Origin of the sequence: Flavobacterium algoris (assembly GCF_048158525.1) — a bacterium.
Classification (GTDB): Bacteria; Bacteroidota; Bacteroidia; order Flavobacteriales; family Flavobacteriaceae; genus Flavobacterium; species Flavobacterium algoris.
Window position 1 is genome coordinate 178,495 of the sequence record NZ_JBLNKT010000004.1, and the last position, 25,071, is coordinate 203,565.

Annotated in this window: 17 protein-coding genes and 1 pseudogene; 8 read left to right on the plus strand and 10 right to left on the minus strand. The window is 35.5% G+C overall.

The window, feature by feature from the left end; translation table 11 throughout:
* Positions 1 to 187: 187 nt before the first annotated feature.
* From ACM55I_RS03690 to ACM55I_RS03715, 6 genes are all read right to left on the minus strand, one after another.
* Positions 188 to 679, minus strand: coding sequence for a DUF6265 family protein (locus ACM55I_RS03690; RefSeq protein WP_416845418.1), 492 nt, complete (start codon positions 677 to 679; stop codon positions 188 to 190).
* A gap of 577 nt (positions 680 to 1,256) precedes the next feature.
* Positions 1,257 to 3,548, minus strand: a complete 2,292-nt coding sequence (locus tag ACM55I_RS03695) for a DNA topoisomerase 3 (RefSeq protein ID WP_416845419.1) — start codon at positions 3,546 to 3,548, stop codon at positions 1,257 to 1,259.
* A 266-nt stretch (positions 3,549 to 3,814) separates the two neighbouring features.
* Positions 3,815 to 4,465: a DUF1801 domain-containing protein gene (locus ACM55I_RS03700; RefSeq protein WP_416845420.1), complete on the minus strand. Its 651-nt coding sequence runs from the start codon at positions 4,463 to 4,465 to the stop codon at positions 3,815 to 3,817.
* 423 nt (positions 4,466 to 4,888) lie between these two features.
* Positions 4,889 to 5,971 (minus strand): L-dopachrome tautomerase-related protein, encoded by a 1,083-nt coding sequence (locus tag ACM55I_RS03705; protein ID WP_416845421.1) that lies wholly within the window; start codon positions 5,969 to 5,971, stop codon positions 4,889 to 4,891.
* Positions 5,972 to 6,600: 629 nt separating this feature from the next.
* A complete protein-coding gene (locus tag ACM55I_RS03710; protein WP_416845422.1) occupies positions 6,601 to 7,782 on the minus strand; it encodes an alpha/beta fold hydrolase in 1,182 nt (393 codons plus the stop codon).
* A gap of 322 nt (positions 7,783 to 8,104) precedes the next feature.
* Entirely contained in the window at positions 8,105 to 8,995 is an 891-nt protein-coding gene (locus ACM55I_RS03715) for an Abi family protein (RefSeq protein WP_416845423.1), read from the minus strand.
* A 412-nt stretch (positions 8,996 to 9,407) separates the two neighbouring features.
* Between ACM55I_RS03715 and prfA the strand changes: the two genes are divergently transcribed.
* The 3 genes from prfA (at position 9,408) to ACM55I_RS03730 (ending at position 12,603) form a co-directional block, all read left to right on the plus strand.
* A complete protein-coding gene (gene prfA, locus ACM55I_RS03720; protein WP_416845424.1) occupies positions 9,408 to 10,484 on the plus strand; it encodes a peptide chain release factor 1 in 1,077 nt (358 codons plus the stop codon).
* A 263-nt stretch (positions 10,485 to 10,747) separates the two neighbouring features.
* The gene (gene pyrF, locus ACM55I_RS03725; RefSeq protein WP_416845425.1) at positions 10,748 to 11,575 is read left to right on the plus strand and encodes an orotidine-5'-phosphate decarboxylase; all 828 of its coding nucleotides are present in this window, start codon (positions 10,748 to 10,750) and stop codon (positions 11,573 to 11,575) included.
* A gap of 221 nt (positions 11,576 to 11,796) precedes the next feature.
* On the plus strand, positions 11,797 to 12,603 hold the full coding sequence (locus ACM55I_RS03730) for an ABC transporter substrate-binding protein (protein WP_416845426.1): 807 nt from the start codon (positions 11,797 to 11,799) through the stop codon (positions 12,601 to 12,603).
* Here the strand turns inward: ACM55I_RS03730 and ACM55I_RS03735 are convergent.
* The gene (locus tag ACM55I_RS03735; protein ID WP_416845427.1) at positions 12,598 to 12,747 is read right to left on the minus strand and encodes a hypothetical protein; all 150 of its coding nucleotides are present in this window, start codon (positions 12,745 to 12,747) and stop codon (positions 12,598 to 12,600) included. The two genes, ACM55I_RS03730 and ACM55I_RS03735, sit on opposite strands and share 6 nt — an antisense overlap.
* Positions 12,748 to 12,855: 108 nt before the next feature.
* Here ACM55I_RS03735 and ACM55I_RS03740 point away from each other — a divergent pair, with 108 nt between their 5' ends.
* From ACM55I_RS03740 to ACM55I_RS03750, 3 genes are all read left to right on the plus strand, one after another.
* Complete coding sequence (locus ACM55I_RS03740; RefSeq protein ID WP_416845428.1) at positions 12,856 to 13,641, plus strand: alpha/beta fold hydrolase; 786 nt, start codon at positions 12,856 to 12,858, stop codon at positions 13,639 to 13,641.
* Positions 13,642 to 13,999: 358 nt separating this feature from the next.
* On the plus strand, positions 14,000 to 15,484 hold the full coding sequence (locus ACM55I_RS03745) for a catalase (RefSeq protein WP_416845429.1): 1,485 nt from the start codon (positions 14,000 to 14,002) through the stop codon (positions 15,482 to 15,484).
* Positions 15,485 to 15,504: 20 nt separating this feature from the next.
* A complete protein-coding gene (locus ACM55I_RS03750; protein WP_416845430.1) occupies positions 15,505 to 16,161 on the plus strand; it encodes a VOC family protein in 657 nt (218 codons plus the stop codon).
* 111 nt (positions 16,162 to 16,272) lie between these two features.
* On the opposite strand, the gene purU is transcribed toward ACM55I_RS03750, so the two are convergent.
* Positions 16,273 to 17,127 (minus strand): formyltetrahydrofolate deformylase, encoded by an 855-nt coding sequence (gene purU / locus ACM55I_RS03755; protein WP_416845431.1) that lies wholly within the window; start codon positions 17,125 to 17,127, stop codon positions 16,273 to 16,275.
* 126 nt (positions 17,128 to 17,253) lie between these two features.
* Positions 17,254 to 17,961, minus strand: coding sequence for a DUF4197 domain-containing protein (locus ACM55I_RS03760; RefSeq protein WP_416845433.1), 708 nt, complete (start codon positions 17,959 to 17,961; stop codon positions 17,254 to 17,256).
* 290 nt (positions 17,962 to 18,251) lie between these two features.
* Between ACM55I_RS03760 and ACM55I_RS03765 the strand changes: the two genes are divergently transcribed.
* Positions 18,252 to 21,704 (plus strand): methylmalonyl-CoA mutase family protein, encoded by a 3,453-nt coding sequence (locus ACM55I_RS03765; RefSeq protein ID WP_416845434.1) that lies wholly within the window; start codon positions 18,252 to 18,254, stop codon positions 21,702 to 21,704.
* A 105-nt stretch (positions 21,705 to 21,809) separates the two neighbouring features.
* On the opposite strand, the gene ACM55I_RS03770 is transcribed toward ACM55I_RS03765, so the two are convergent.
* Positions 21,810 to 22,208 (minus strand): FimB/Mfa2 family fimbrial subunit, encoded by a 399-nt coding sequence (locus tag ACM55I_RS03770; RefSeq protein WP_416837701.1) that lies wholly within the window; start codon positions 22,206 to 22,208, stop codon positions 21,810 to 21,812.
* A 1,366-nt stretch (positions 22,209 to 23,574) separates the two neighbouring features.
* Between ACM55I_RS03770 and ACM55I_RS03775 the strand changes: the two are divergent.
* Positions 23,575 to 25,071: pseudogene (locus ACM55I_RS03775) on the plus strand (hypothetical protein); the annotation flags it as partial.

Sequence of the window (25,071 nt, forward strand, 5' to 3'; positions counted from 1 at the left end):
TAAATGAGTTAATACTTATTTAGAACAAATAAGAATAAATCAAAAGTAAAATTTAATTTTTATTTAACAAACATTATTTAGACTAATTAAAAATAATCTTTTAACAAGATGATTTCCATGATTTTAGTCGTAAAAAAACCTTGCTTCTCTAGAGCAAGGTTGTAATTTCAATGTGGAATGTTATGTTTTATTTGGTTTTTTTCATCGAAAACTGTTCTGAACTTGGTTTCCCTTGTTGAATTCCCGAAATTTTAGCCACCAAACTGTCAGGAGTAATTTGGGTATAACTGATTTTTTGAGGATAGTCGTGTTTTGGATTTTCAAAAACCAATTGTTTCTCGGTTGCAGTTGTCAATTTAAAAGAAACCGGTTTGTCATCGTATTGTCCTTTTACGGCTGCGTTATAAGTCAATTCTTCCCCTTTTTGTTTTAATGTTATGGTTTCAAAATGTAAGGTGTCTTTTTCTTTTATAAAGTAAGACTCTGCTTGAAAGGTGCTGTCATTTACTTTTTTCCATGTTTCGGAGAGATTTCCATCGGCAGAATTGTTTTCCCAGTTTCCCAGTAACCAGCGCGCTGCTTTGATTTTATCTTTTTCGTTTGAATCGGAGTTTTTACAGGAAAAAAGGGCTAATAACAGCAGTATAAAAGTTATTTTTTGAAACATTGGTGTAAACATTTGGTGTTATTTTGAAATGCTAAAGTATAAAAAAATAGAATAGCGTGTTTTTTAAGTTTTAGAATCAGTATAAATGCTTTTAGAAGTTTTTTGCCACGAATTTCACGAATTACCACAAATTAAGTAATAGCTAAAATTGAATGCTGTATTTTATTAAAACTCTGAATTTCGTTGCCACAGATTTCAAAGATTAGCACAGATTAATTCGTCACGTAGCTTTAAAAATCTTTTTAATCCTTCTAATCTGTGGCAAAAAACTCTTTTTAATAATTGCGACAATATATCTTTCGTGCTACTTATATTAATTTTTTAAATTGAATTACACAAATTTTATCTGTTTTAAGAATTGGTGTAATTCGTGGCTAACTTTTTTAAAAGCGTTTGCCTCGTTTGGAATATTCAAAAGGAGTAAACCATTGAATACTTTTTTAAACAGATAATTAAAATACCAACGTTATCAAAAGCTTTACCATAAAAGAAATATAAGGACATTTAAGTTCTTGTTTTTATAGCTTTCTTAAATGATCTTACATTTCTTATAGGTTTAAAAGTTAATGTTATTTATAGTTTAATAGCCTTAGCTATTTTCTTTCAAAATAGTATAAACCAATTCTTTGCTCGGTTTTTGATCTTGTAATTTCGCTCTAACCACATCAAAAGGAACTTTGAAATCACATCCCAATTTATAATTGCTGCAACCATAAGCAGTTTTCCCTTTCAGAACCGTTCCTTTTTGACATTTAGGACAAGCTAATTCGTCTGGAATGGCTTTCGCCTCCGTTTTCTTAGGTTCTAATATAAGTTTGAAATTTTCATCAAAGCGAAGCAAACCTTCCACAGTGCCGGCATCGGTTTTGAAATCTTTCAAGTTTACTGTAGACCCTTTTTGAAGCAATCGCAAGTATTGGTTCTCGGATATTTTTTTCTCCGCAAAAGTGTAGGGCAATAGAAATGTGCAACCTGCTTTATAATCGCCACAACCATAAGCCGATTTTCCTTTGATGAGGGTTGCTTTTTTACATTTCGGACAGGCTTCCGCCAAAATTCCTGCTGCTTTCTTTTGCTCTACTTTAGCGACTTCTTTTTGAATGCTTCCTGCGTGCGAAATATTGGCGCGTCTGGTTTCACTGCGCACTTCATAGACCAAGACCTCTACCATGCGTTTCATATTGTTAATAAACGCGGCGGCGGTAAAGACTCCTTTTTCAATATCTTTCAACTGCTTTTCCCAGGAACCCGTCAGTTCTGCCGACTTCACCAAATCATTTTGAATGGTGTCAATCAGTTGAATTCCCGTTGGCGTTGGCAATACCTGTTTTTTGTTTCGAATGATGTATTGGCGTCTAAAAAGGGTTTCAATAATATTGGCTCGTGTTGATGGGCGACCAATGCCGTTTTCTTTCATCAATTCGCGTAAATCTTCATCGTCCACTTGTTTGCCGGCGGTTTCCATGGCGCGCAATAAAGTAGCTTCCGTAAACTGATTCGGCGGTTTGGTTTCCTTTTCTAAAAACGAGGGTTCATGTGGTCCTTTTTCCCCTACAATAAAACTCGGTAATATATCGGCTTCTTTTTCTTTGGCGTTGGGGTCTTCAAAAACGATGCGAAAGCCTTTTTTTAAGATTTCTTTTCCGGTAGTTTTGAAGGCTACATCGGCAGCTTTCCCAATTACGGTGGTGTTGGCTACCAAACAATCGTCATAAAAAACGGCAATAAAACGCTTTGTAATTATCTCATACACCTGTTGCTGATTGTATTGCAAATTGCTTTGAATCCCGGTTGGGATAATCGCATGGTGATCGGTTACTTTTTTATCGTTGAAAACTTTTGTGGATTTTTTAATCTTTTTTTCTAAAAGCGGTTGCGTCAACGCGTCGTAATTAGTTAGTTTTTGCAGAATGCCGGGAACTTTTGGATAGATATCGTTTGGTAAAAACGTAGTATCAACTCTGGGATAGGTGACTACTTTTTGTTCGTACAAAGTCTGCGCAATTTTAAGTGTTTCATCCGCCGTAAACCCAAACTTGGTATTGCAATATACTTGTAAACCTGTTAAATCAAACAGTTTAGGCGCAAACTCATTGCCATTCTTTTTTTCGACAGAAACTATTTCGAAATCACTTTCTTTGACTTTATTGGCCAAAATTTCACCGTCTTCTTTTTTCAAAAAGCGCCCTTCCTCATAACTAAAAAGCGTCTCTCTATACACCGTTTGCAACTCCCAATACGTTTGCGGTTTAAAATTCTCAATTTCCTTGAATCGGTCCACGACCATGGCCAAGGTTGGGGTTTGCACCCTTCCAATAGATAAAACCTGTTTGTAACCACCGTGTTTTACGGTGTACAAACGGGTGGCATTCATACCCAGCAACCAGTCGCCAATGGCTCTTGAAAATCCTGCGTAGTATAAATTATCGTAGTTGGCGGATGGTTTCAAGTTCTCAAAACCCTCTTTGATGGCTTCGGTGGTTAGGGATGAAATCCACAAGCGTTGTACTTCGCCTTTGTAATTGGCTTCGTTCATCACCCAGCGCTGAATAAGTTCTCCCTCTTGCCCGGCATCCCCGCAGTTGATGACCAACTCGGCTTTGTCAAACAGGCTTTTTATGATTTTGAATTGCTTTTGGATACCCGAATTTTCGACCACTTTGGTTTCAAATTTGTCGGGAAGCATGGGTAGGTTGTTCAAATCCCAACTTTTCCAGTGGGGTTTGTAATCGTTTGGTTCTTTTAGGGTACATAAATGCCCAAAAGTATAGGTTACGGCATAACCATTACCTTCGTAATACCCATCTCGCTTGGTATTGGCTCCTAAAACGGATGCGATTTCGCGTGCTACACTTGGTTTTTCGGCAATACAGACCTTCATTTTCTCTTTCTAAGTTAAAGCCGCAAATTAAGAATTTAGAAATTGGTATTAAAAAGAAATCTTTAGGAGTTATGAACGGGTAGGGAGTGCTATTTTTTAGGAGCAGGACGACTATTTTTTTCAATGACGAAACTTCCTGCTGTCCGCTGTATCTCTGCGTCCCGTCCCGATGCTTCGGGATCGGGACTGCGAGGATGCCGCTTCCATCAGGGCTATTGATTCCGTTTCATTTTCATCATAACCAAAGCAAAAAATGCTACAGATTATCATTTATTTTCTCCTCGAATATATTTGTGTGAACCGTCGCAGTTGGGCATTTTTTTAGACAACCCACAAATGCAATCGTTGAATCCTTTTCCGTCAAGAATTCTCGGAGTGTAATTCTCTATTCTGGTTTCCCGAGTTTTGGATTGTTTTGGAGCTGAAAAATACAGATTGTAGGCACGTTGTCGTCCCGGTGTTAAGGCTTTAAAAGCTGTTTTTAAAGAAGGATTTTTGTCTAATGCAATTTGTAATTCTTCCACCAATTCAAGTGCTGTATTGCTTTTGAAAATTACTTTCAAACCCGCTTTTTCTATCTCAATAGCTTCATAAATATAGGCTTTGATTATCGATTGCTGTTCTATGATTTCTTGCAGATTTGTAAACTTTAAAAAACGCATGGCCTGACTGTTTTCTCCCGGTTTACTTAGAAGACCATTGCTGTCTTGTAACAAAGACCCCTTGAAAAAACTAAGCGCACAGTATTCTTTAAAACTACCTATGAGAACAACGTTATTTCCTTGAAAAGTGTAACAAGGATTTCGCCACTTGAATTCTTCGGTTAGACCGCAATCAAGTAGCAATAGTCGCAATTGCTCTATTTCGGGCTGCCATTTTGTGGCATTACTGATAAATTCATCAACATTGGAATTCATTTTAGTGATTTTGAAAAATAAAGGAAGGTTTTTGGTTTTATAAAAGTATAAAAAACCGCGTTGCAAACGCTATGATTGTGCTATAAAAAATTGGAACTCGTTGCAAACGAGCACCAGATAGACCACTCCAACTGATACCCATAACTAACCTAACAAAATTACTTCTCAATCAGTCTTTAAACAAAAAAAGCTATATTGTTTTATCGATATAGCTTTTCTGCTTGTTTTACCTGCCCTCGTTTGTTAGCACAGAATGTAATTTTGCGCTAACGATTGTGGATATCTGCGCGATCGGGACTTTTTCAGTGCCCTCCGAAAAATCAAACCCATTTTACATCACAGATTGAAACTAAAAACGATTGTTTCAAATCAGTAAACTTTGTATCCGCTACAAATGCTGGATTTGGTAAGAAACTTTTTTTACTATTTGGCTAATTTGATTTTGTTTAAAGTAAAAGTCAAATTTGAAATATCAGCTGTAACCTCATTTATTCTTGAGTTTGTAAAATACAAGTAGTTGTTATATATACTAAATGTATCTGCCCATTTTATCATATCACCTTCTACCAAAGTGTGAATACTGCCATCTGGTTTTCGATACTGGATTTTATTATTTTCTAAATCGGCAAAATATAAATTACCATTGTGGTCAAATAGCATGCCGTCTGGTGCGGCAGTTTTTGCCTCAAATCGAACGCTTTCTTCCATGCTTTTTTCATCTTCAGAGTTTAGCATATTTGTTGCAATTGAATAGAGGCTGTATCCTGTAAGGGCATGAAAATAAAGTCGGTTGTTTACAGTGTCCAGTGCTATTCCATCAGAATGAATGGTATTTTTCCATTTTTTGTCTCCAAATGTTAAAAAGCCTTGTTCGGCAGCTGTTGATTTGTGGTTGTCTAAAACTCTTCTGGAACGACCTGATTTAATGTCTATGATGACAATACCAGAGTTTCCTGAGTCAGTAAGATAGATTTTTTGAGTTTTTTTATCTATCCTAAGATCGTTGATATAAGAATCAGGGTGGTAGCTGTTTTTATCTAAAATATAGGTTTTAACTAATTTATCAGTTGTTAGATCAAAAACAAAAAGACGAGGCGCATCCAGTACATTTTCGAATAATTGACTTCTGGTGTCTAAAACATACAATTGGTTTTCAAAGGCAACTACTGATTGCACTCCAACAAATTTGTTGGCCACAACTGGCTGTCCAATCTCCCAAGAATTCCAATTTTCATCCGGATAACTTTTTTGAACGGTAGTATTTGTTATTTCCACGACGGAATTATCAACTCCTTTTCTCCATCTCGGAAAGTTTACAAAAATACGCCCGGCATCAGTAAGTGTGACTCCGGTAACTTGTTGCCCTTTGAAAGCAGCAACTTCTATCACTTGATTTGCTATACTGTCAACTTGTTGATTTTTAACTTCGGCCGCTTTTTTGCTAGTTGTTTCTTTACAAGAAACAAAGAATGTAACTATTGAAAATATTATAAGGATCTTTTTCATTTTAGATGGTTTTATTTGTGGGACGATTGAATTAAGTCATTGCGAGGAAAGACAAAAGCCCATTCCTATTATTTGCTGCGCGTTGTGTGAACAGTTTGCAAAATTACGGCAATGATTGTGGATATCCGAGCAATCGGGTATTAAAAAGAAATCAATAGGAGTTATAAACGGGTAGGAGCGTTGTTTTTTAAGGAGCAGAACTAATAGTCTTTTCAAGAACGAATCGTCCTGCTGTCCGCTGTATCTCTGCGCTGCGCTTCGAGGATGCCGCTACCATCAGGGCTAAAGATTTCGTTTTACTTCCATAATAACGAAAAAAAAAGATCATCAAAAGCCAAAACAAGCGCTTTAATAATGCGAAATACCAATACTAATGCATTTTCATCTGTTTACGTTCGTGAGGAGAAAGCTTATACCAGTTTGCTTAAGTCATTGCGAGGAACAAAGCAATCTCACTTAGTTTATCAATTGTTTATTCCCTTCTCGTTGTTGGCATAGTTTGCAAAACTGCGCTAACGATTGTGCATATCAGAGCCGGGGTATCGATCACAGTGTTTTTCAGTAAAGGCTAGCGCGAGCGTCCCGCTCGTGCCCATTACAATTTATAGTGTCTTTACTTTTGTTTGAGTTCACGAGCGGGACGCTCGCGCCAGCGGGGGTTTTAAAAGTTCATCTAAAACTCTTTTCCCATTTTTATTTTCAGGATTCAGTTCAATAGATTTTTTATACATTATTATCGCCTCTTCTTTTTTATTCATTTTCAACAGAACTTCTCCATAACTGTCATAAGCATTTCCGCTAGTAGGATTTAAAAATACGTTTAATTTGAATATTTCTAAAGCTTTTTCATTTTCGTTTTTGTTTAAATATTCATACCCTAAATTATTTAGGTTGTCTTCCGAATGTATGTAGGCATTATTTTCTTTCTTCGCATTGTTTGATAAACTAATTGCATAATTTAGAGTACGTTCATAAACTTCCGTTTTTTGTTTTTTATTTAGTGTTTCAGCATAACTTTTTGCTATTGTTGTTATTACCAAACTTGGATTATCGAACCAAATTCCGTGACCACATTCAAATGCCGTAATGCCGATACTTTTTGGATGACTAGCAACAAACTTTTTATGACATTCTTTCCAATATTCCACTTTTTCAGTTTCTTTAAATGGAGAAATTCCGTTTACAAAATCTACTACTAGAATATTTTGTGGGATTGATAATTCACTCATCATTTTTGTGGTTTCGCGAATATTTGAAGCCATATAATATAAACCAAGTTTGCTTTTTTTCCATTCAGGAATTAGTGGTTCTTGCTTTTTTAAATCACTTTCCACAAACTTTTCCATAAAATTATGGTTTACATCAATTAATACAATCGATTTTACAAGATTTGGATTTCTTACCGCATATAAAGTTGAAAAGTAACCGCCAAAAGAATGAGAAACTAACATAATTTGTTTGTTATAACCCAATTTTTTTAATCCAGTTTCTAAATCCAAAAGGCTATTTAACATTCCGTGTTTTGAGACTTCAGTTTCTAAAGTATTTATAGTGCTTTTACCAAAACCTTCTCTATCGTAAGTTATTATTGTCGCTCCAGTTATATCTGCAATTGGTTTCAAAATAGAATTCCAAACAGTACCATCACTTCCTCCACCAGCTTCAAAAAGAATTGGAATTCCTGTTCCTTTTATGATATTGAAATGTAGTTTATGATTTCCAACATCTACTAAAGTATCAATTGTTTGAGATTGACTTTTTATAGAATTAAAAAGTGTAAAAACGAGAATGATTTTTAGGAATAATTTCATTGTAAAATTTTAAGTTTTTGTTTTTTCGTTTTTCGGTTCGTTCTGGTAAAATCACGCACAACTTGTATATATAGATCTGAAGATGTACGACTTATTATCCCTAAATCAGGTCGCTTTGTCTGATAAACATCAGTTTTACTCATTTTCAAATATATAACTTAATACCGAAAATACGGATTGAAATATTTTGATATTATCGGGCTTTTCAAAAGTAACTCCTTTTAATTCAGCAATTTTACGGGAAACCGTAAACGCCGTATTTTTTAGCTCGTTGCTAACGATCTCCAGATAAGATAGTTGAATAAAATAATGCCTATTGTACCTATATTGGTTGCGTTCGCCAATTTGCAGGGAAACCCATTTTGTGTGTCGGAACGTTTGGATATTCATTTACCAATTTAATGAATTTGGTTTTTATGGAATTCCCCGGACTTATACAATCAATTGTATATAATGTCAGAGACAGTAAAGAAAATAGTTTTGCTCTTTGATTTTCGTTCGGGATGTAGGTTATCGGTTGATTTTTTAGGTTTTTAGGCCATAAATATTTTGTTGTAATATTATTATTCCATAATCTGGAATGATGTGCTATTACATTTCTAATTACTGTTGTCGCTTCAAGAAAACTAGAAAAATCTTTATGTGAATTAAAATCAAATTCTATTGCAATATTAGATTTTTCAGGCAATTGATGCGCCAGGTTTTTATATAGCTTTGAAAGTGTACCGAGTGATGCAACTTCTAAGGCCTTCCACGCTTCCGGGAGTTCGTTTTTATGATTTTTATTGTGTTCTAAAATAAACTGTTCTTTACTTCTTGCAATCTCTATATTTAAATGATCGGTAATGGATTTTTGTTTGGTTTTGTCTGAAAAAATAGTATAATCTATATAGCATAGCGGCCCATAAGAAAGCGAAAGCTGATAAATTAATTTGGTTCTTAAAGCCACTTCAATTCTTTCTATTGCATCAAACATTAATAGTCTTAAATGTCTATCGAAATTATATAAATCTATGACCTCTTCAAAGTAACTGTAGTCGTTAAATTTATGCTTTACTTTGTCAGATTGCATTTCCCACCAATATCCTTTTAGGCGATAATAACTAATGTTTTTCAGGAAATGTGGTGCATTGGTTTCGTTACGAAATAGCATTCCTCTTTCTTTTAAGAGTGCAATTTGTTCCGCTATACTTTTAGGTGTTTTGTTCGCCATATTGGTATAAAAAAAAAGACCAGAAGGCTGTTCTTACGGGAAGCGCTACTGGTACGATTAGAATAAATATATATACATTTGTATTATTGTGCAAATTTTTTAACATTTATTAGGGCTTATCAACAACATCAAGGGTTTGTAATTTAACAAATGTTTGAATTATAAATAAATATAATGAAATTTTACGGAAAACCGTAAACGCTATCTTTTTAACAAAAATCCCCTAGCCCTGATAGCAGCGGCATCCTTTTTCTGGTCTCGTTTTTTTTACGAGACCAGAAAAAGATATAGCGAATAGCAGGAAACAGCTCCTGAAAAAAAAATGTGAAATTTGAAAGTCAAAATGTGTAATATTTAACTAAATGTGTGTAATATTTCACTAATTTTGCACTCCAATAAAAGGACTAAGAAAATGTTAGACAGACTTCAAATAGTAAAACAACGTTTCGATGAGATTTCGGATTTGATCATTCAGCCGGATGTAATCTCGGATCAGAAGCGTTATGTGCAATTGAATCAAGAGTATAAAACTTTGAAAGCTTTGGCTGAAAAGCGCGATGAATACGTGCTTCTCATGGCAAATATGGATGAAGCAAACGAAATAATTGCGGATAACAGTGATGCAGATATGACCGAAATGGCCAAAATGCAACTCGATGAAGCGAAAGAAAGATTACCGGAACTGGAGGAAGAAATCAAATTTATGTTGATTCCTAAAGACCCGGAAGATGCCAAAAATGTTATGGTGGAAATTCGTGCCGGAACGGGTGGGGATGAAGCGAGTATTTTTGCAGGGGATTTATTCCGTATGTACACGAAATATTGTGAGAACAAAGGTTGGAGAACTTCGGTTGTGGATATGAATGAAGGAACTTCGGGCGGTTTCAAAGAGGTAATTTTTGAAGTTACCGGTGAGGATGTTTACGGAACCTTGAAGTTTGAAGCGGGTGTGCACAGGGTACAACGGGTACCACAAACGGAAACGCAAGGACGTGTTCACACATCAGCAGCGACTGTTATGGTATTGCCAGAAGCAGAGGAATTTGATGTACAGATTGATATGAATGATGTACGTGTGGATTTCTTCTGTTCGTCAGGACCAGGTGGACAATCGGTAAATACAACTAAATCAGCCGTTCGTTTGACACACATTCCAACCGGATTAGTAGCACAATGTCAGGATCAAAAATCACAACATAAAAATAAAGACAAGGCATTTGGCGTTTTGCGTTCCCGTTTATACGAACAGGAATTAGCCAAAAAACAAGCGGAAGATGCTACAACACGTACATCTCAAGTAAGTTCTGGTGACCGTTCGGCTAAAATCCGTACCTATAACTACGCGCAAGGTCGTGTAACGGATCACCGTGTAGGATTGACGTTATACGATTTGGGAAATATTATGAATGGTGACATTCAGAAAATTGTTGACGAGCTAGCGTTAGTCAACAACATGGAAAAATTGAAAGAAGCCAGCGAAGTTTTCTAAATAAAAATTTTGATTCTCCTTTTCATTTATTATCTGAAATTTTGTTCTCTTTAAACCATTAAGAAATTAAGGTTCATTAAGGTTGAAAACTTAATTTTCTTAATTTCTTAATGGTTTAAAAAAATACAATGAAATTTTTGATTTGCTAGGCGGAGAGTTATATTAAGAATTAAAAATGCCAATCTAATTAGTTTGGCATTTTTTTTTAACACCATGTGAACTTTGCGAAAAACTTTGCGAACTTTGCGGTTAAACACACAACAATGACTACACAACAACTTATTGACCAAATCAGAATCAAGAAATCATTCCTAGCTGTAGGACTCGATGTTGATTTGAATAAAATTCCACAGCATTTATTGGAACTGGAAGATCCTATTTTCGAATTCAATAAAGCGATAATTGATGCAACCCATGATTTAGCAGTGGCTTACAAGCCTAATACTGCTTTTTATGAAGCCTACGGAATAAAAGGTTGGATATCGTTGCAGAAAACAATTAATTACATCAACTCAACTTATCCGGATCTCTTTACGATTGCAGATGCAAAACGTGGTGATATTGGAAACACATCTTCGATGTATGCCAAAGCTTTTTTTGAAGATTTAAACTTTGATAGCGTTACTGTTGCTCCTTATATGGGGAAAGATTCGGTAGAGCCCTTTTTAGCTTTCGAAAATAAACATACGATTATGTTGGCTTTGACTTCCAATGAAGGTGCGTTCGATTTCCAGACTTTAAACGTTGATGGAAAAGAATTGTACAAACAGGTGTTAGAAACGTCTAAAATGTGGAAAAACAGCGAAAACCTGATGTATGTTGTTGGTGCTACCAAAGCCGAATATTTTATTGAAATTCGTAAAATTGTCCCAGATAGTTTCTTGCTTGTTCCTGGGGTGGGTGCGCAAGGCGGAAGTTTAGCTGAAGTTTGTAAATACGGTATGAATGCCAATGTAGGATTGCTGATCAATTCTTCCAGAGCGATTATTTATGCTTCAAACGGAACTGATTTTGTTGAAAAAGCAAGAGCCGAAGCGTTGAATATGCAACAGGAAATGGCAGCAATTTTAAGCGAGATCAAACCGAATTAAAAACGGTTCTCGATACATTTTTTGTTCCGTTTTACTACACAAAAAACACTCGAACTGACGTTTTGAATAATTACACCCAACTGGTTAAGGGCTTATAGTTTAATACCGATTTATTGACTTTGCAACTTAAATGAACTTACATTCCTTATATGGTTTGAAATTTATTTTTTATGCTGCTACTATTAAAATAGAGCCTTGATGTTTAAGGTTTAAACAGAATTATGAAAACATTTGTTGATCAACTCGGAACTTCCCATTCTTTTGAAACGTCGCCCAAGCGCATTATTTCATTAGTTCCTTCACAAACGGAATTATTGTATGATTTAGGTTTGGAAGACCGAATTGTTGGGATTACGAAGTTCTGTGTGCATCCGTACCATTTTAAGTCAACCAAGAAAATTGTTGGCGGAACCAAAAAAGTGCATTTTGAGAAAATCAGATTGTTGCAACCGGATATCATCATTTGTAATAAAGAGGAAAATACGCAGGAAATTGTAGATGAGTTGCGTAAAATTTGTCCGGTTTGGGTGACGAATATCATCACGATTGAAGATAATTTTCAAATGATTACCGATTTTGGTCAACTCTTCAATTGCAGAACCGAAGCCCAGAAATGGAACGATAAATTGGCTTTTGCCCTGAGCGATTTTAAAAACTTCGTCAAAGATATACCCGTAAAAAAGGCAGCATATTTCATTTGGAAAAACCCTTTTATGGTCGCTGGTTCGGATAATTTCATCAATGAATTACTGAAACTGAATCATTTTCAGAATATTTACGATAAAAATCCTGAGATTTCGGGGCGTTATCCGGAAATCGAACTCAAAAAAATGCGCTTAGAAGGTGATCCGGATTTGGTTTTTCTATCCTCAGAGCCGTATCCTTTCAAGGAAGAAGATGCTTTTGAAATAGGAAGGTACACGCATCATGCAAAAACGGTGTTTGTAGATGGCGAAATGTTTTCTTGGTATGGAAGCCGCTTGCTAAAAGCGTTTGACTATTTTAAAAAAATACATCAAAAATTATAGTTCACATTCTTCCAGAACTAATTCTTCCTTAGCGACGGTAGGCTTTGAAGTGTTCTTTTCCGTTTCGAAATTTTGTTCAGCAAGTAGTTGATATTCTCTTTTAAGCTTTTCTATTTCACTTTTCTCTTTCAATAATCCAATCATCGGTGTAATTTTTTTGCAAATTTACGTTTTACAATTGTTAAATTAGCATTATTATATGTTAAGATTGGGATTTAAAATTAAAGTTCTATTTTTACAAAAAATAAGAACGTGATTAATTATACCATTTACGAAAATAAAAACACCGATCAGTGGGTAACTTTTGTGCATGGTGCGGGCGGAAGTTCTTCTATCTGGTTCCAACAAATTCGGGATTTTAAAAAACAATATAATGTGTTGTTATTGGATTTGCGTGGTCACGGGGAATCAAAACCGACCTTAAAAACGGCTTTCAAACAGAAGTATACTTTTTCGGCTTTGGCCAATGATATTCTGGAAGTTCTAGACTTTCTTAAAATAAAAAAATCACATTTTGTAGGCATTTCATTAGGTACAATTCTGATCAGACAATTGGCAGAAATGTATCCGGAACGGGTTCAAAGTATGATTCTTGGCGGTGCAATCCTGAAAATGAATTTCCGTTCTCAAGTATTGATGCGATTGGGGAATATGTTTAAGTATGTATTGCCATATTTGGTTTTATATCAATTTTTTGCTTTTGTTATCATGCCTAAAAAGAGTCACAAGCAATCTCGTGTTCTTTTTATAAACGAGGCTAAAAAATTATACCAAAAAGAATTTATCAAATGGTTTAAACTCACTGCCGAAATAAATCCGGTTCTTAAATGGTTTCGCCAGGTCGAATTGAATATTCCTACGCTTTATGTGATGGGTGAAGAGGATTATATGTTCTTACCATCGGTTCGCAAAGTGGTGGAGAATCATTATAAATCTTCAAAACTCTTTGTGATAGAAAAATGTGGACATGTGGTAAATGTGGAGCAACCTAATGTATTCAACGATGCCGTCCTTTCTTTTATAAATACAGCGCAATAAAAAAAATGCCTGCATTATAAATGCAGGCAATTCTTTAACTAACCAAAACCAAAATAATAAATAACCAGTTTATTACCCTACAAAGATCACACATATGCGAGCGTTTTGCTGTTAAGATTTTGTTATTACTTTGTTGTATATAAGTTAAGTTTTTTAACTTTATTGTGTTATTCCCGGTTAGCGGTTCTGTTCCGGAATCAACTTTAAAATTACCCCATTTTTACTTGTTCAAATTTAATTCTCTTTTGTTGAAAAAATACAGACTGTTTTTTTTGATATTGTTTTATAGGCGCTATCATTTTTGTTTGTGTTTTTAAGTTTTGCTATTGCTTGATGAAAACTATTAAATCGTATTAATATGAAATCACATGAAAAACTTACAACAGCATCCGGAAGACCTTATGTAGAAAATGAAAATTCTCAATCGGTAGGTTCACGAGGACCTTTATTATTGCAGGATTATATTCTTCATGAAAAAATGGCACATTTTAACAGAGAGCGCATTCCGGAGCGAGTAGTGCATGCAAAAGGTTCCGGAGCATTTGGCACATTTACCGTAACACACGATATTACTAAATATACAAAAGCTAAAATCTTTTCTGAAATTGGAAAAGAAACTAAATTAGTGCTTCGATTTTCTACGGTGGGAGGTGAAAGAGGGTCGGCTGATACGGAAAGAGATCCACGAGGTTTTGCCATGAAATTTTACACCGAAGACGGGAATTGGGATTTAGTGGGTAATAATACACCCGTTTTCTTTGTTAAAGATCCCAAAAAATTTGGTGATTTTATACACACCCAAAAACGAGATCCGTATACCAATATGAAATCGCCAACAATGATGTGGGATTACTGGTCGCTGAATCCGGAAAGTTTGCATCAGGTATTGATACTCATGTCCGATAGAGGAACTCCTTTTGGGTATCGTCATATGAATGGGTATGGCAGTCATACGTATTCGATGATTAGTGGGGCTAATGAAAGAGTGTATGTAAAATTCCACTTCAAAACTGCACAAGGAATTAAAAATTTCACCAATGAGGAAGCAGCGGAAATGAAATCGCATAATATGGATTTTGCGCAGCGTGATTTGTTTGAAAATATCGATGAAGGAAATTTTCCACAATGGAATTTACAAATTCAAGTCATGACCGAAGAGCAGGCCAATTCTCAAGACTATTATTTGAATCCATTTGACTTAACCAAAGTTTGGCCTCATGGTGATTTTCCGTTGATTGATGTTGGCGTTTTAGAATTAAACCAAAATCCGCATAATTACTTTCAGGATATTGAGCAAGTGGCATTTGCGCCAGCACATATTGTGGACGGGATTGGGTATTCACCGGATAAAATGTTACAAGGGCGTTTATTGTCGTATCCTGACGCACAACGCTATCGCTTGGGAACAAATTATGAGCAAATCCCTGTAAACCGATGTCCATTTGCAACCAATAATTACCAACGAGATGGGCAAATGCGAGTAGATGGCAATGGAGGAAGTTATCCGAATTATTTCCCTAACAGTTTCGATGCTATGGAAATAGATCAAGCTTATAAAGAACCGCCATTGGAAGTTTTTAGTGATTTTGCGGATTGGTATGATAGAAATTGCGAAGGTGAAAATGACCATTATACACAACCGGGCAATTTATTTAAAATCATGACTCCGAAGCAACAGCAAAATACGATTAACAATATTATTACTCATATGTCTGGTATTGAGGGGGCTATGAAAGAGGAAATTGTAAACCGTCAATTGAGTCATTGGTATAGAACCGATGGTAGGATAGGAGCGGGTGTTGCTGCAGGATTGGGAGTTGACGTTGATTTGTTAGAAAGATAATTAGTTTCAATTTGAACACCATGAATATTCTCGAACTGGACTTGTTAACAGATACTCTCGTTGAAACGGAGTTGTTTTATAACAACGTCATTGGGTTGAAAACTATTTCGAAAAACAATTCGAGTATTTCATTTGAAGCGGGTTCCACAAAACTAACTTTTAAGCTTTCTGAAAATTTAAAGCCAGTATATCATTTTGCCTTCGATATACCCAATAATAAGTTACAGGAAGCCTTTGCCTGGATAGAAAAGAAAACAGGAATTCTAGACGTAATTCCACCAGAAAAAATCGCCGATTTTTATAATTGGAACGCCAAGTCTTTTTATTTTTATGATAATAATGGCAATATTTTAGAATTTATTGGCCGTTTCAGTTTAGATAATGCTTCGCAGAAACCATTTGATGGTTCGTCAATTGTATCGGTTAGCGAAATAGGTTTTGTTGCCAAAAATGTTTCACAGCTCAGTGATGATATTTGTAAAAAGTATGATCTTTCGGTGTTTCCAAAGCAACCTAAATTGAATAAATTTATTGTTTTGGGAACGGATTCAGGACTTTTTATTCTTGTCGAAGAAAACCGGGATTGGTACCCAACGCATAAAAAAGCAAAATCGTATTGGACTAAAGTAGTATTTGACAATAATGGAAAAACGAGGGAAATTGAAGTTTCAGATTAAAAAAACGATATGTAAAATGTTCACTAAAGTGAGCATTTTATATGTGAATAAAATATTTAATTTTATGGGGTTTCGGCTCCCTCTCCTTTGGAGAGGGTTGGGGTGAGGATATTAAGAAAATACAACCGTTTTGTTGTTGTAAACCATAGTTTTTCGCTCAGCATGTAATTTTATGGCTCTTGCCAAAACCATACGTTCCAAATCACGTCCTTTCATAATAAAATCTTCTATGGAATGGCTGTGTGAAACTCGGGCAATATCTTGCTCGATAATCGGGCCTTCATCTAATTCTTCGGTCACATAATGACTGGTGGCGCCAATAATTTTCACACCTCGTTTAAAAGCCGAATGATAGGGCTTCGCTCCAGGAAATGCCGGAAGAAACGAGTGATGAATATTGATAATTAGATTTTTGTACTGCGCAATCAAATTAGGGGTGATAATTTGCATGTAGCGCGCTAAAACAATAAAGTCAATATTGTATTGCTTCAGTAAATCAATTTGCTTTTGTTCGCCTTCGTCTTTAATGTCTTTCGTGAAAGGAACATAATGAAACGGAATAGAAAAACGTTCCGCCACTGATTTCAAATCTTCATGGTTACTTATGATCAAAGGAATTTCAAGAGGCAATTCACCAGCGCTGTATCGACCTAAAATATCATACAAACAATGGTCGTATTTAGAAACAAACAAAGCCATTTTGGGCTTTTCTTCTTGGGTGTACATTTCCCAAGACATATTAAAACGAGTTGCCAAATTAGCCTGAAAATGAATTTTAATCGCTTCAATATCCCAATTTTTAGCACTGAACTCACATTCCAAACGCATAAAAAATACATTTTCATCGGCATCTACATGTTGGTCCAGATAGATAATGTTACCATCAATTGAGGCAATATAATTGGTAACAGAGGCGATAATTCCTTTTTGGTCTCCGCAATGTATAAGGATTGTAATTTTTTGCATTTTATATATCTCTTTCGACTTTAGTCTGTATAGTAAAGTTTAGTTTTTTTCAAAACTAAACTTATTTCTTTTTATAAAAAAGTTTGATTTAGCGGTTTTATGTTTTAAAAATAGCTGGGAATTAAATTAAATCTTGTCCTGCATTGCAAAAACCTTTTGTAATAAAACGGAAGTTCTGGAACTTAAATTTGTTCTGATGTTTTTTTCTTCAACGGCAACCATCTTGAAAACGCCATTCATTGCTTGATTTGTTACATAATCAGTCAAGTCAGGATTTACTTTGTTTACTAATGGAATGCTGTTGTATTTTGTTATAATGTTAGACCAAACTTTATCGGCACCCACTTTAGTGAATGAATTTTTTATCACGGGATTAAATTTTCCGTACAAAGCTGTTGAGGTGCTATTTTGTAAATAAGTTGTAGCCGAACTTTCATTTCCCATCAAAATCGATTTAGCATCCATAAAAGTCATGTTTCTTACCGCATCAACAAATATGGGAGTCGCTTCCTTAACCGCATCTTCGGCAGCACGATTCAACACTTTCAACCCTTCGTCAGCCAATGAACTCAGTCCAATTTTTCGTAAACCAGCATCTACTTTTCTTAATTCTTCCGGAAGTAAAATTTTTACCGCTTCATTTCTATAAAAACCATCTGTCGCGGTCAATTTAGTTACTTGTTTAGAAATCCCGTTATTCAGTGCTTCCTTCAATCCTCCTGCTATATCAACGCCACCTATTCCTTGCGTTTGCGGTAATTGGTTCAGAACCTGTTGCATTTCGGCACAACTGGAAAGTGATACTGCCGCCACTAAAATTAAAATTTTTTTCATCTTAAATTGTTTTTATAAATTTACTTTATCAATTTGGTCTATGACTTGTGTCAAAAGTACTACTTATTCAAAAATAAAGCCACGATTTTATTTAGGAGCACAAACTTTAGGATTTATTAAGGAACAGTCGTCCCGCTGTCCGCTGTATCCTCGCTGAAAAAGCGAGGGATGCCGCTTTCATCAGGGCTAAATGACAAAATCCTTGCTTATTTATCAATAACTATGACCGAGATTAAATAATTTTTAAAATAAAATCGTAAATTGCACTCTTAAATTATCATATTCATAAAATGGAACTCGTAAAACCGTATATCCCTGTTAATAAAGTAAGAATTGTAACTGCAGCAGCCCTTTTTGATGGTCACGATGCAGCCATTAACATCATGCGTAGAATTATTCAATCTACCGGTGTTGAGGTTATTCATTTGGGTCACGATAGAAGTGTGGAAGAAGTAGTAAATACAGCGATTCAAGAAGATGCTAATGCTATTGCCATAACATCATATCAAGGGGGTCATAACGAATATTTCAAATATATGTATGACTTGCTTCAGGAAAAAGGAGCCGGACAAATTAAAATATTTGGTGGTGGAGGCGGCGTGATTCTGCCTACAGAAATTGCCGAATTACAAGCCTACGGAATCACCAGAATTTATTCTCCTGATGACGGACGCGCTATGGGTTTGCAAGGAATGATAAATGATTTAGTGCAACGTGCTGATTATGCTATTGGAGATAAACTAAGTGACGAAATCAATCATTTAGAAGAAAAAAATCCAAAAGCCATTGCCCGTATTATTTCATCAGCAGAGAATTTTCCTTATGTTGCGGCCCAAACTTTGGAAGCAATCCATAAAAAAAATGAAAATTCTACGATTCCGGTTCTTGGAATTACGGGAACGGGTGGAGCAGGAAAATCATCGTTAGTGGATGAATTAGTACGTCGTTTTCTAATCGATTTTCCAGAAAAAACAATCGGATTGATATCTGTAGATCCATCCAAAAGAAAAACTGGTGGCGCATTACTAGGCGATAGAATCCGGATGAATGCCATCAATAGTCCTAGAGTTTATATGCGTTCATTGGCCACACGCCAATCAAATTTGGCTTTGTCTAAATATGTTGCCGATGCGATTCAAGTGATAAAAGCAGCCAAATATGACATTATAATCTTGGAGACTTCCGGAATCGGGCAATCCGATACGGAGATTATGGATCATTCTGATGTATCCTTATATGTAATGACACCAGAATTTGGTGCTGCAACCCAATTGGAAAAAATCGACATGCTTGATTTTGCTGACTTGGTAGCTATAAATAAATTCGACAAACGCGGTTCTCTTGATGCATTGAGAGACGTGAAAAAACAATACCAACGCAACCATAATCTTTGGGATGCGAATTTAGATACACTTCCTGTTTTTGGTACTATTGCTTCGCAGTTTAACGATCCGGGAATGAATACGCTTTACAAAGCGATAATGGATAAAATCCATGAGAAAACCGATTCTGATTTGAAATCGACGTTCCAAATCACTCGCGAAATGAGTGAAAAAATCTTCGTTATTCCACCACACAGAACCCGTTATTTGTCTGAAATTGCCGAAAGTAACCGAAAATATGATGTTACTGCGGTAAGCCAAGAGCAAGTAGCACAGAAATTATATGGAATTTTCAAAACGATTGAAACGGTAGCCAAGAAAATACCTGAAATAAACAAAGCAGGAATTAATGACGATTCAGTTTTACCAAGTGCTTTGGAATCTGAAAAACCGGGAGTAGCTGAGGACAAAATCTTTTTGAATCTTTTACTGAACCAGTTTGATAAAGTAAAAATGGATTTGGATCCCTACAACTGGGAAATCATTTTGACTTGGAATGAAAAAGTAAACAAATACAAAAATCCATTTTATACGTTTAAAGTTCGGGACCGAGAAATAAAAATGGCAACACATACGGAGTCGCTTTCACATTCTCAAATTCCGAAAATAGCGTTGCCAAAGTACCAGGCTTGGGGCGATATTCTGCGTTGGTGTTTGCAGGAAAATGTTCCTGGAGAATTTCCTTTTACCGCTGGATTGTATCCTTTTAAACGCGAAGGAGAAGATCCGTCACGAATGTTTGCTGGAGAAGGCGGACCGGAACGAACCAACAAACGTTTTCATTATGTGAGTGCCGGATTGCCGGCAAAACGATTATCAACGGCTTTTGACAGTGTGACTTTATATGGAAATGATCCACATGTACGTCCTGATATTTATGGAAAAATCGGGAATGCCGGAGTTTCTATTTGCTGTTTAGACGATGCCAAGAAGTTATATTCAGGTTTCGATTTAGTTCATGCGATGACTTCGGTAAGTATGACTATCAATGGACCGGCACCTATGTTATTAGGATTTTTCATGAATGCTGCGATTGACCAACAATGTGAGTTTTATATCAAAGAAAATGGTTTTGAAAAAGAAGTTGAAGCAAAAATCAACAAGATTTATGCAGCAAAAGGAGTTGAAAGACCGCATTACCAAGGTGATTTACCTCAAGGAAATAACGGTTTAGGGTTGATGCTTTTGGGCGTAACCGGAGATCAGGTTTTGCCTTTGGAAGTGTATGACGAAATTAAAGCAAGAACGTTGTCTCAAGTTCGTGGAACCGTTCAGGCTGATATTCTGAAGGAAGATCAAGCACAAAACACTTGTATTTTTTCCACTGAATTTGCGTTGCGTTTGATGGGTGACGTGCAGGAATATTTCATTACCAAGAATGTCAGGAACTTTTATTCAGTTTCCATTTCGGGGTATCATATTGCAGAGGCAGGAGCAAATCCAATCACACAATTAGCATTTACACTTTCTAATGGATTTACTTATGTAGAATATTATTTAAGTCGTGGTATGAACATCAACGATTTTGGACCCAACTTATCCTTCTTCTTTTCGAATGGAGTTGATCCAGAATATGCCGTTATCGGTCGTGTAGCACGTAAAATTTGGGCGAAAGCCATGAAAAATAAATATGGCGCTAACGAACGTGCTCAAATGTTGAAATACCACATTCAGACTTCCGGGCGTTCCTTACACGCGCAAGAAATTGATTTCAATGATATTCGTACGACTTTGCAAGCTTTGTATGCGATTTATGATAACTGTAATTCGTTGCATACGAATGCTTATGATGAAGCCATTACAACGCCAACAGAAGAATCAGTGCGACGAGCGATGGCAATTCAGTTGATTATCAATAAAGAATTAGGATTGGCCAAAAACGAAAATCCAATTCAAGGTTCGTTCATTATCGAAGAATTAACGGATTTAGTTGAAGCTGCGGTTTTAGAAGAATTCGACAGAATTACCGAACGTGGCGGTGTTCTTGGCGCTATGGAAACGATGTACCAACGCAGTAAAATTCAGGAAGAAAGTTTGTATTATGAGACTTTGAAACATACGGGAGAATTCCCAATTATCGGAGTGAATACGTTCTTGAGTTCCAAAGGCTCTCCAACGGTAATTCCGGCTGAAGTAATTCGTGCCACCGAAGAAGAAAAGCAATACCAAATTGATATGTTGCATCATTTGCACCAGTCCAATCAAGATTTAGTAACGGAACACTTGAATACGCTTCAGGAAGCTGCCATTAAAAATGAAAATTTATTCGAACACTTAATGGAGGCGACAAAGGTTTGTTCTTTGGGACAAATTACTTCAGCTTTGTTTGAAGTTGGTGGGCAATATAGAAGGAATATGTAGCATGCATAAGAATTGCGGATGCTAATTTTAATCACAAAAAGAGGCTGTTCTTATAAAGATACAGCCTCTTAAAAATAATATACGGGTATTCTTTTCAGTAACAAACTAATCATCATTTGCTACATTTTTATTTTTCAATGCCGGTTTGTAAACTTCCGAGATTGCTTTTGTTGTTAAAATTGACTTTTCTTCAGAAATAATAATTTCATGTCTTACTTTTTTTAGATTGTTTTCCACAACCAAATAGTAAGTTCCAACAGGAAATGCATCTAAATTATACCTTCTTGCGATTCCTTTCTCACCTGTTGCATTTTCGGTGTAGATTAAGTTATTCTCATCGTCATAGATGGATACATTAACTTTTTTGATTTCATTTAGAGAAAAGCTAATTTCATTTCCTTTACCTTTTTTTACATTTAGTAAAAAATCACCATCGATTGCATACGAACTCATGCTAGTCATTGCCACTACCAACAATACACTTAATTTTAAAATCTTTTTCATAACACTAATTTTTAAATTAATAATTAAAATTTATAAGTCTAAATTACTTCAATGAGACGTGCTGTAACACAGCTGTTTTTTCTGATTTAGGTACTATTTTATCTTTTACTAAAACGATTTATGTTGAAAACGCTAGTGTTTTATGTGTTTGTATATTAGTGACTTATGGATAAAAAAAAAGATTAAATAAGAATTTCAATGATTATATTGTCCTAAAAAAATGGACTAATCTATATCCAATATTTACATTATAATTAAAGCCATATCAATGCTATTGAGATGGCTTTTTTTCTGGTTGAATTCTTTTTGAGGATATTTGATTGGTGTTGTCTAAATAAAAAGACTTTTCAGTAAGGAAGATTTTTTTATGGCCATTTTCAGTTCATTCCAACATTTTTGATAAATGAAAATTAATACTTTAAAATCCTCGTGATGTTTCCTAAATCTTAAAAAAAAAGCAACCGATTCTACTATTTTAAGATTATCAATAATTGCCCAAATTTTTCTTCAAAAAATCAATAGAAATGCAATAAAGTGATTAAATCACAAGGATGATTTATAGGTTTTAACAGTGTTTTTTAATTAACAAAATTTATGTAATAAATTTATTAACTAATTGAGAATCAATTAGTTAATGAGTAATTTAATATTAATATTTTATTGCCGTAAAGCTTTTCTTAGTGAAGTGTGTTCTTTGTCGGGAATAATAGAATGTTGTCTTGTTTAGGCCTGTTTTTTTTCCTTTTTTTGATGCAATACCTAACTTTGGTTTAACAAAAATTTATTTGATTTAGGTTGTTTACCAAGCAACTTTCAGGTTAATAAAAGGTTTTTTTTGTTTCCCCAAAATAAAATATCCTTTAGATGATGGACTACTTCATTAAATTTTTTCTGAAGATGTTTCGTTTTTCTGCAAGTTTTCTCCCCCGAGTCTGAAAACTTTTGTTCGATACCTATCGTATTAACTTCAATGTTAATTGTTTTAGATTATAGTTTTCAGGTTGCTTTTTTAAGCGACTATCTGGTTGATAAAGAGTTTAGTTATTATTCCCCACAATAAAAACCCTTTGGACGATGGAGTACTTCATAAATGTGTTTATGAAGGTGTTTTTTTTCTATAAGTTTTTTTCCCTAAGTCTGTAAACTTCCTTTTTTGTCTAAGTTATGATGTAAAAATACTTTTATTATGAAAAAGAATACCATTTCGAAGTTTTTCGATGTTTTATCTAGCAAAATAAATTGTTGCTTATCAACGAAAAACACCGTTTCTAAATTAAGTTTTTTTAAATTTAAGGAGAGAAATTTAATTGATTACCTGTCAAATTTATGGTTTCGTTGTTGGCATCAGTCAATTGTATTACCACTTATGTTGGTAGCAATTTTAATGACAACATACACCACAAATGCCCAAAATATTCTAGGGAGAGCGCCAGTGATAGCGCCTAAGGGAGGGTTTGCTATTGATGGAAATGCATTTGTTAAGTTTCCGGGTCCACCAGCAGATAATCCAGCTTGGGGAGACTTTTTATTTCAAGCGGGTGAAACAAATGCATCTGCTAATCCAGGAGGGATATTTGTACCTATACCACCCCCTTACAATTATCCGGACGGGCCATTACCCCCTCAATTCTATGTTTATCCAAACACCACCTTTTTCAGAGATAATATTACAACCAGTGATCCAACTACTTTCACTAGCAGCAATAAAATCAATGATGCAGTAAGTTCTTATACTTGGGGCGTAGGTTCTTCACCTAACAAAAATGAAATTCAAAATGCAATTGCTCATTTTACTTATGGTGACGGTACTATTCGTGGAGGAGATGGTGTTACTGGTGCATTTGGGGATCCTAATGATTTATGGCTGATTTTCGCTGCTGACCGTCAAGTAACTGATGGAAGCAGCTATATCGATTTTGAAATTCTTCAAAAATCGTTAACCCTGACAACGACAGGAACTGACGCAAAAGGGTTTGCTTTTGGAGTATTTACCTCTGCGGCGGGTACTCCTAGTGGTCGTACAGTAGGAGATCTTTTAATAACCATTGAGTTTACTCAAGGTGGAGTAGCCGCAAATGTGGTTGTTAGAAAATGGCTTGGAACTGCTTATAGTGATCCAATTACCCCTGCTGCTGGGACTGTTTATGGTACTAATAATACAGTACAAACTATAGTGCCTTATCCTATTTATAATCAAGCTCCTATTTCCACCAATCCTAATTTGTGGGCGTATGCTCCAAATCAATGGGCAGAAGGGGCTGTCAATATAACTAAAATTTTTGGAGGGAGTGATCCTTGTTTTGTAATTAGTACCTTATTTGTGAGAACGAGAACTTCTGGTTCTTCCGGTCAATCAGAATTAAAAGATTTTCCCGGAGCACCTTTTCAAGTGAATTTGTGTACAGATAAAACACCTCCAGTAATCACTTGTCCTGCAGATGCTGTATTTGCTTGCAAACAAGGCGATTCAGGTAAAGCTACGGCTACAGATAATTGTACAAAAGTACCAGCTGTAAGCTTCACCGATTCAGGTACACTAGATGCTTGCGGATTGGGTGTTATCACCCGAACCTGGAAAGCTACTGATGATTGCGGCAATAGTTCAACCTGTGTTCAAAAAATTACGGTTCAGGATATTGTCAAACCAATAATCACTTGCCCTGTAGATGCGGTCTTTAATTGTAAACAAGGCGATTCTGGTACAGCAACGGCTACAGACAATTGTGATGCGAACCCAAAAGTTGGCTACACTGACTCTGGCACATTAGATGCTTGTGGATTGGGTATTATTACCCGTACTTGGAAAGCAACCGACTGTGCAGGCAATTTCTCCACCTGTGTTCAAAAAATTACTGTTCAGGAT

Coding starts and splice junctions, on each gene's coding strand:
- ACM55I_RS03730 (WP_416845426.1), top strand. CDS start 11,797: ATGAAAACATTTGTTGATCAACTCGGAACTTCCCATTCTTTTGAAACG.
- ACM55I_RS03690 (WP_416845418.1), bottom strand. CDS start 679: ATGTTTACACCAATGTTTCAAAAAATAACTTTTATACTGCTGTTATTA.
- purU (WP_416845431.1), bottom strand. CDS start 17,127: ATGCAAAAAATTACAATCCTTATACATTGCGGAGACCAAAAAGGAATT.
- ACM55I_RS03750 (WP_416845430.1), top strand. CDS start 15,505: ATGAATATTCTCGAACTGGACTTGTTAACAGATACTCTCGTTGAAACG.
- pyrF (WP_416845425.1), top strand. CDS start 10,748: ATGACTACACAACAACTTATTGACCAAATCAGAATCAAGAAATCATTC.
- ACM55I_RS03700 (WP_416845420.1), bottom strand. CDS start 4,465: ATGAATTCCAATGTTGATGAATTTATCAGTAATGCCACAAAATGGCAG.
- ACM55I_RS03770 (WP_416837701.1), bottom strand. CDS start 22,208: ATGAAAAAGATTTTAAAATTAAGTGTATTGTTGGTAGTGGCAATGACT.
- ACM55I_RS03695 (WP_416845419.1), bottom strand. CDS start 3,548: ATGAAGGTCTGTATTGCCGAAAAACCAAGTGTAGCACGCGAAATCGCA.
- ACM55I_RS03705 (WP_416845421.1), bottom strand. CDS start 5,971: ATGAAAAAGATCCTTATAATATTTTCAATAGTTACATTCTTTGTTTCT.
- prfA (WP_416845424.1), top strand. CDS start 9,408: ATGTTAGACAGACTTCAAATAGTAAAACAACGTTTCGATGAGATTTCG.
- ACM55I_RS03710 (WP_416845422.1), bottom strand. CDS start 7,782: ATGAAATTATTCCTAAAAATCATTCTCGTTTTTACACTTTTTAATTCT.
- ACM55I_RS03765 (WP_416845434.1), top strand. CDS start 18,252: ATGGAACTCGTAAAACCGTATATCCCTGTTAATAAAGTAAGAATTGTA.
- ACM55I_RS03735 (WP_416845427.1), bottom strand. CDS start 12,747: ATGATTGGATTATTGAAAGAGAAAAGTGAAATAGAAAAGCTTAAAAGA.
- ACM55I_RS03715 (WP_416845423.1), bottom strand. CDS start 8,995: ATGGCGAACAAAACACCTAAAAGTATAGCGGAACAAATTGCACTCTTA.
- ACM55I_RS03745 (WP_416845429.1), top strand. CDS start 14,000: ATGAAATCACATGAAAAACTTACAACAGCATCCGGAAGACCTTATGTA.
- ACM55I_RS03760 (WP_416845433.1), bottom strand. CDS start 17,961: ATGAAAAAAATTTTAATTTTAGTGGCGGCAGTATCACTTTCCAGTTGT.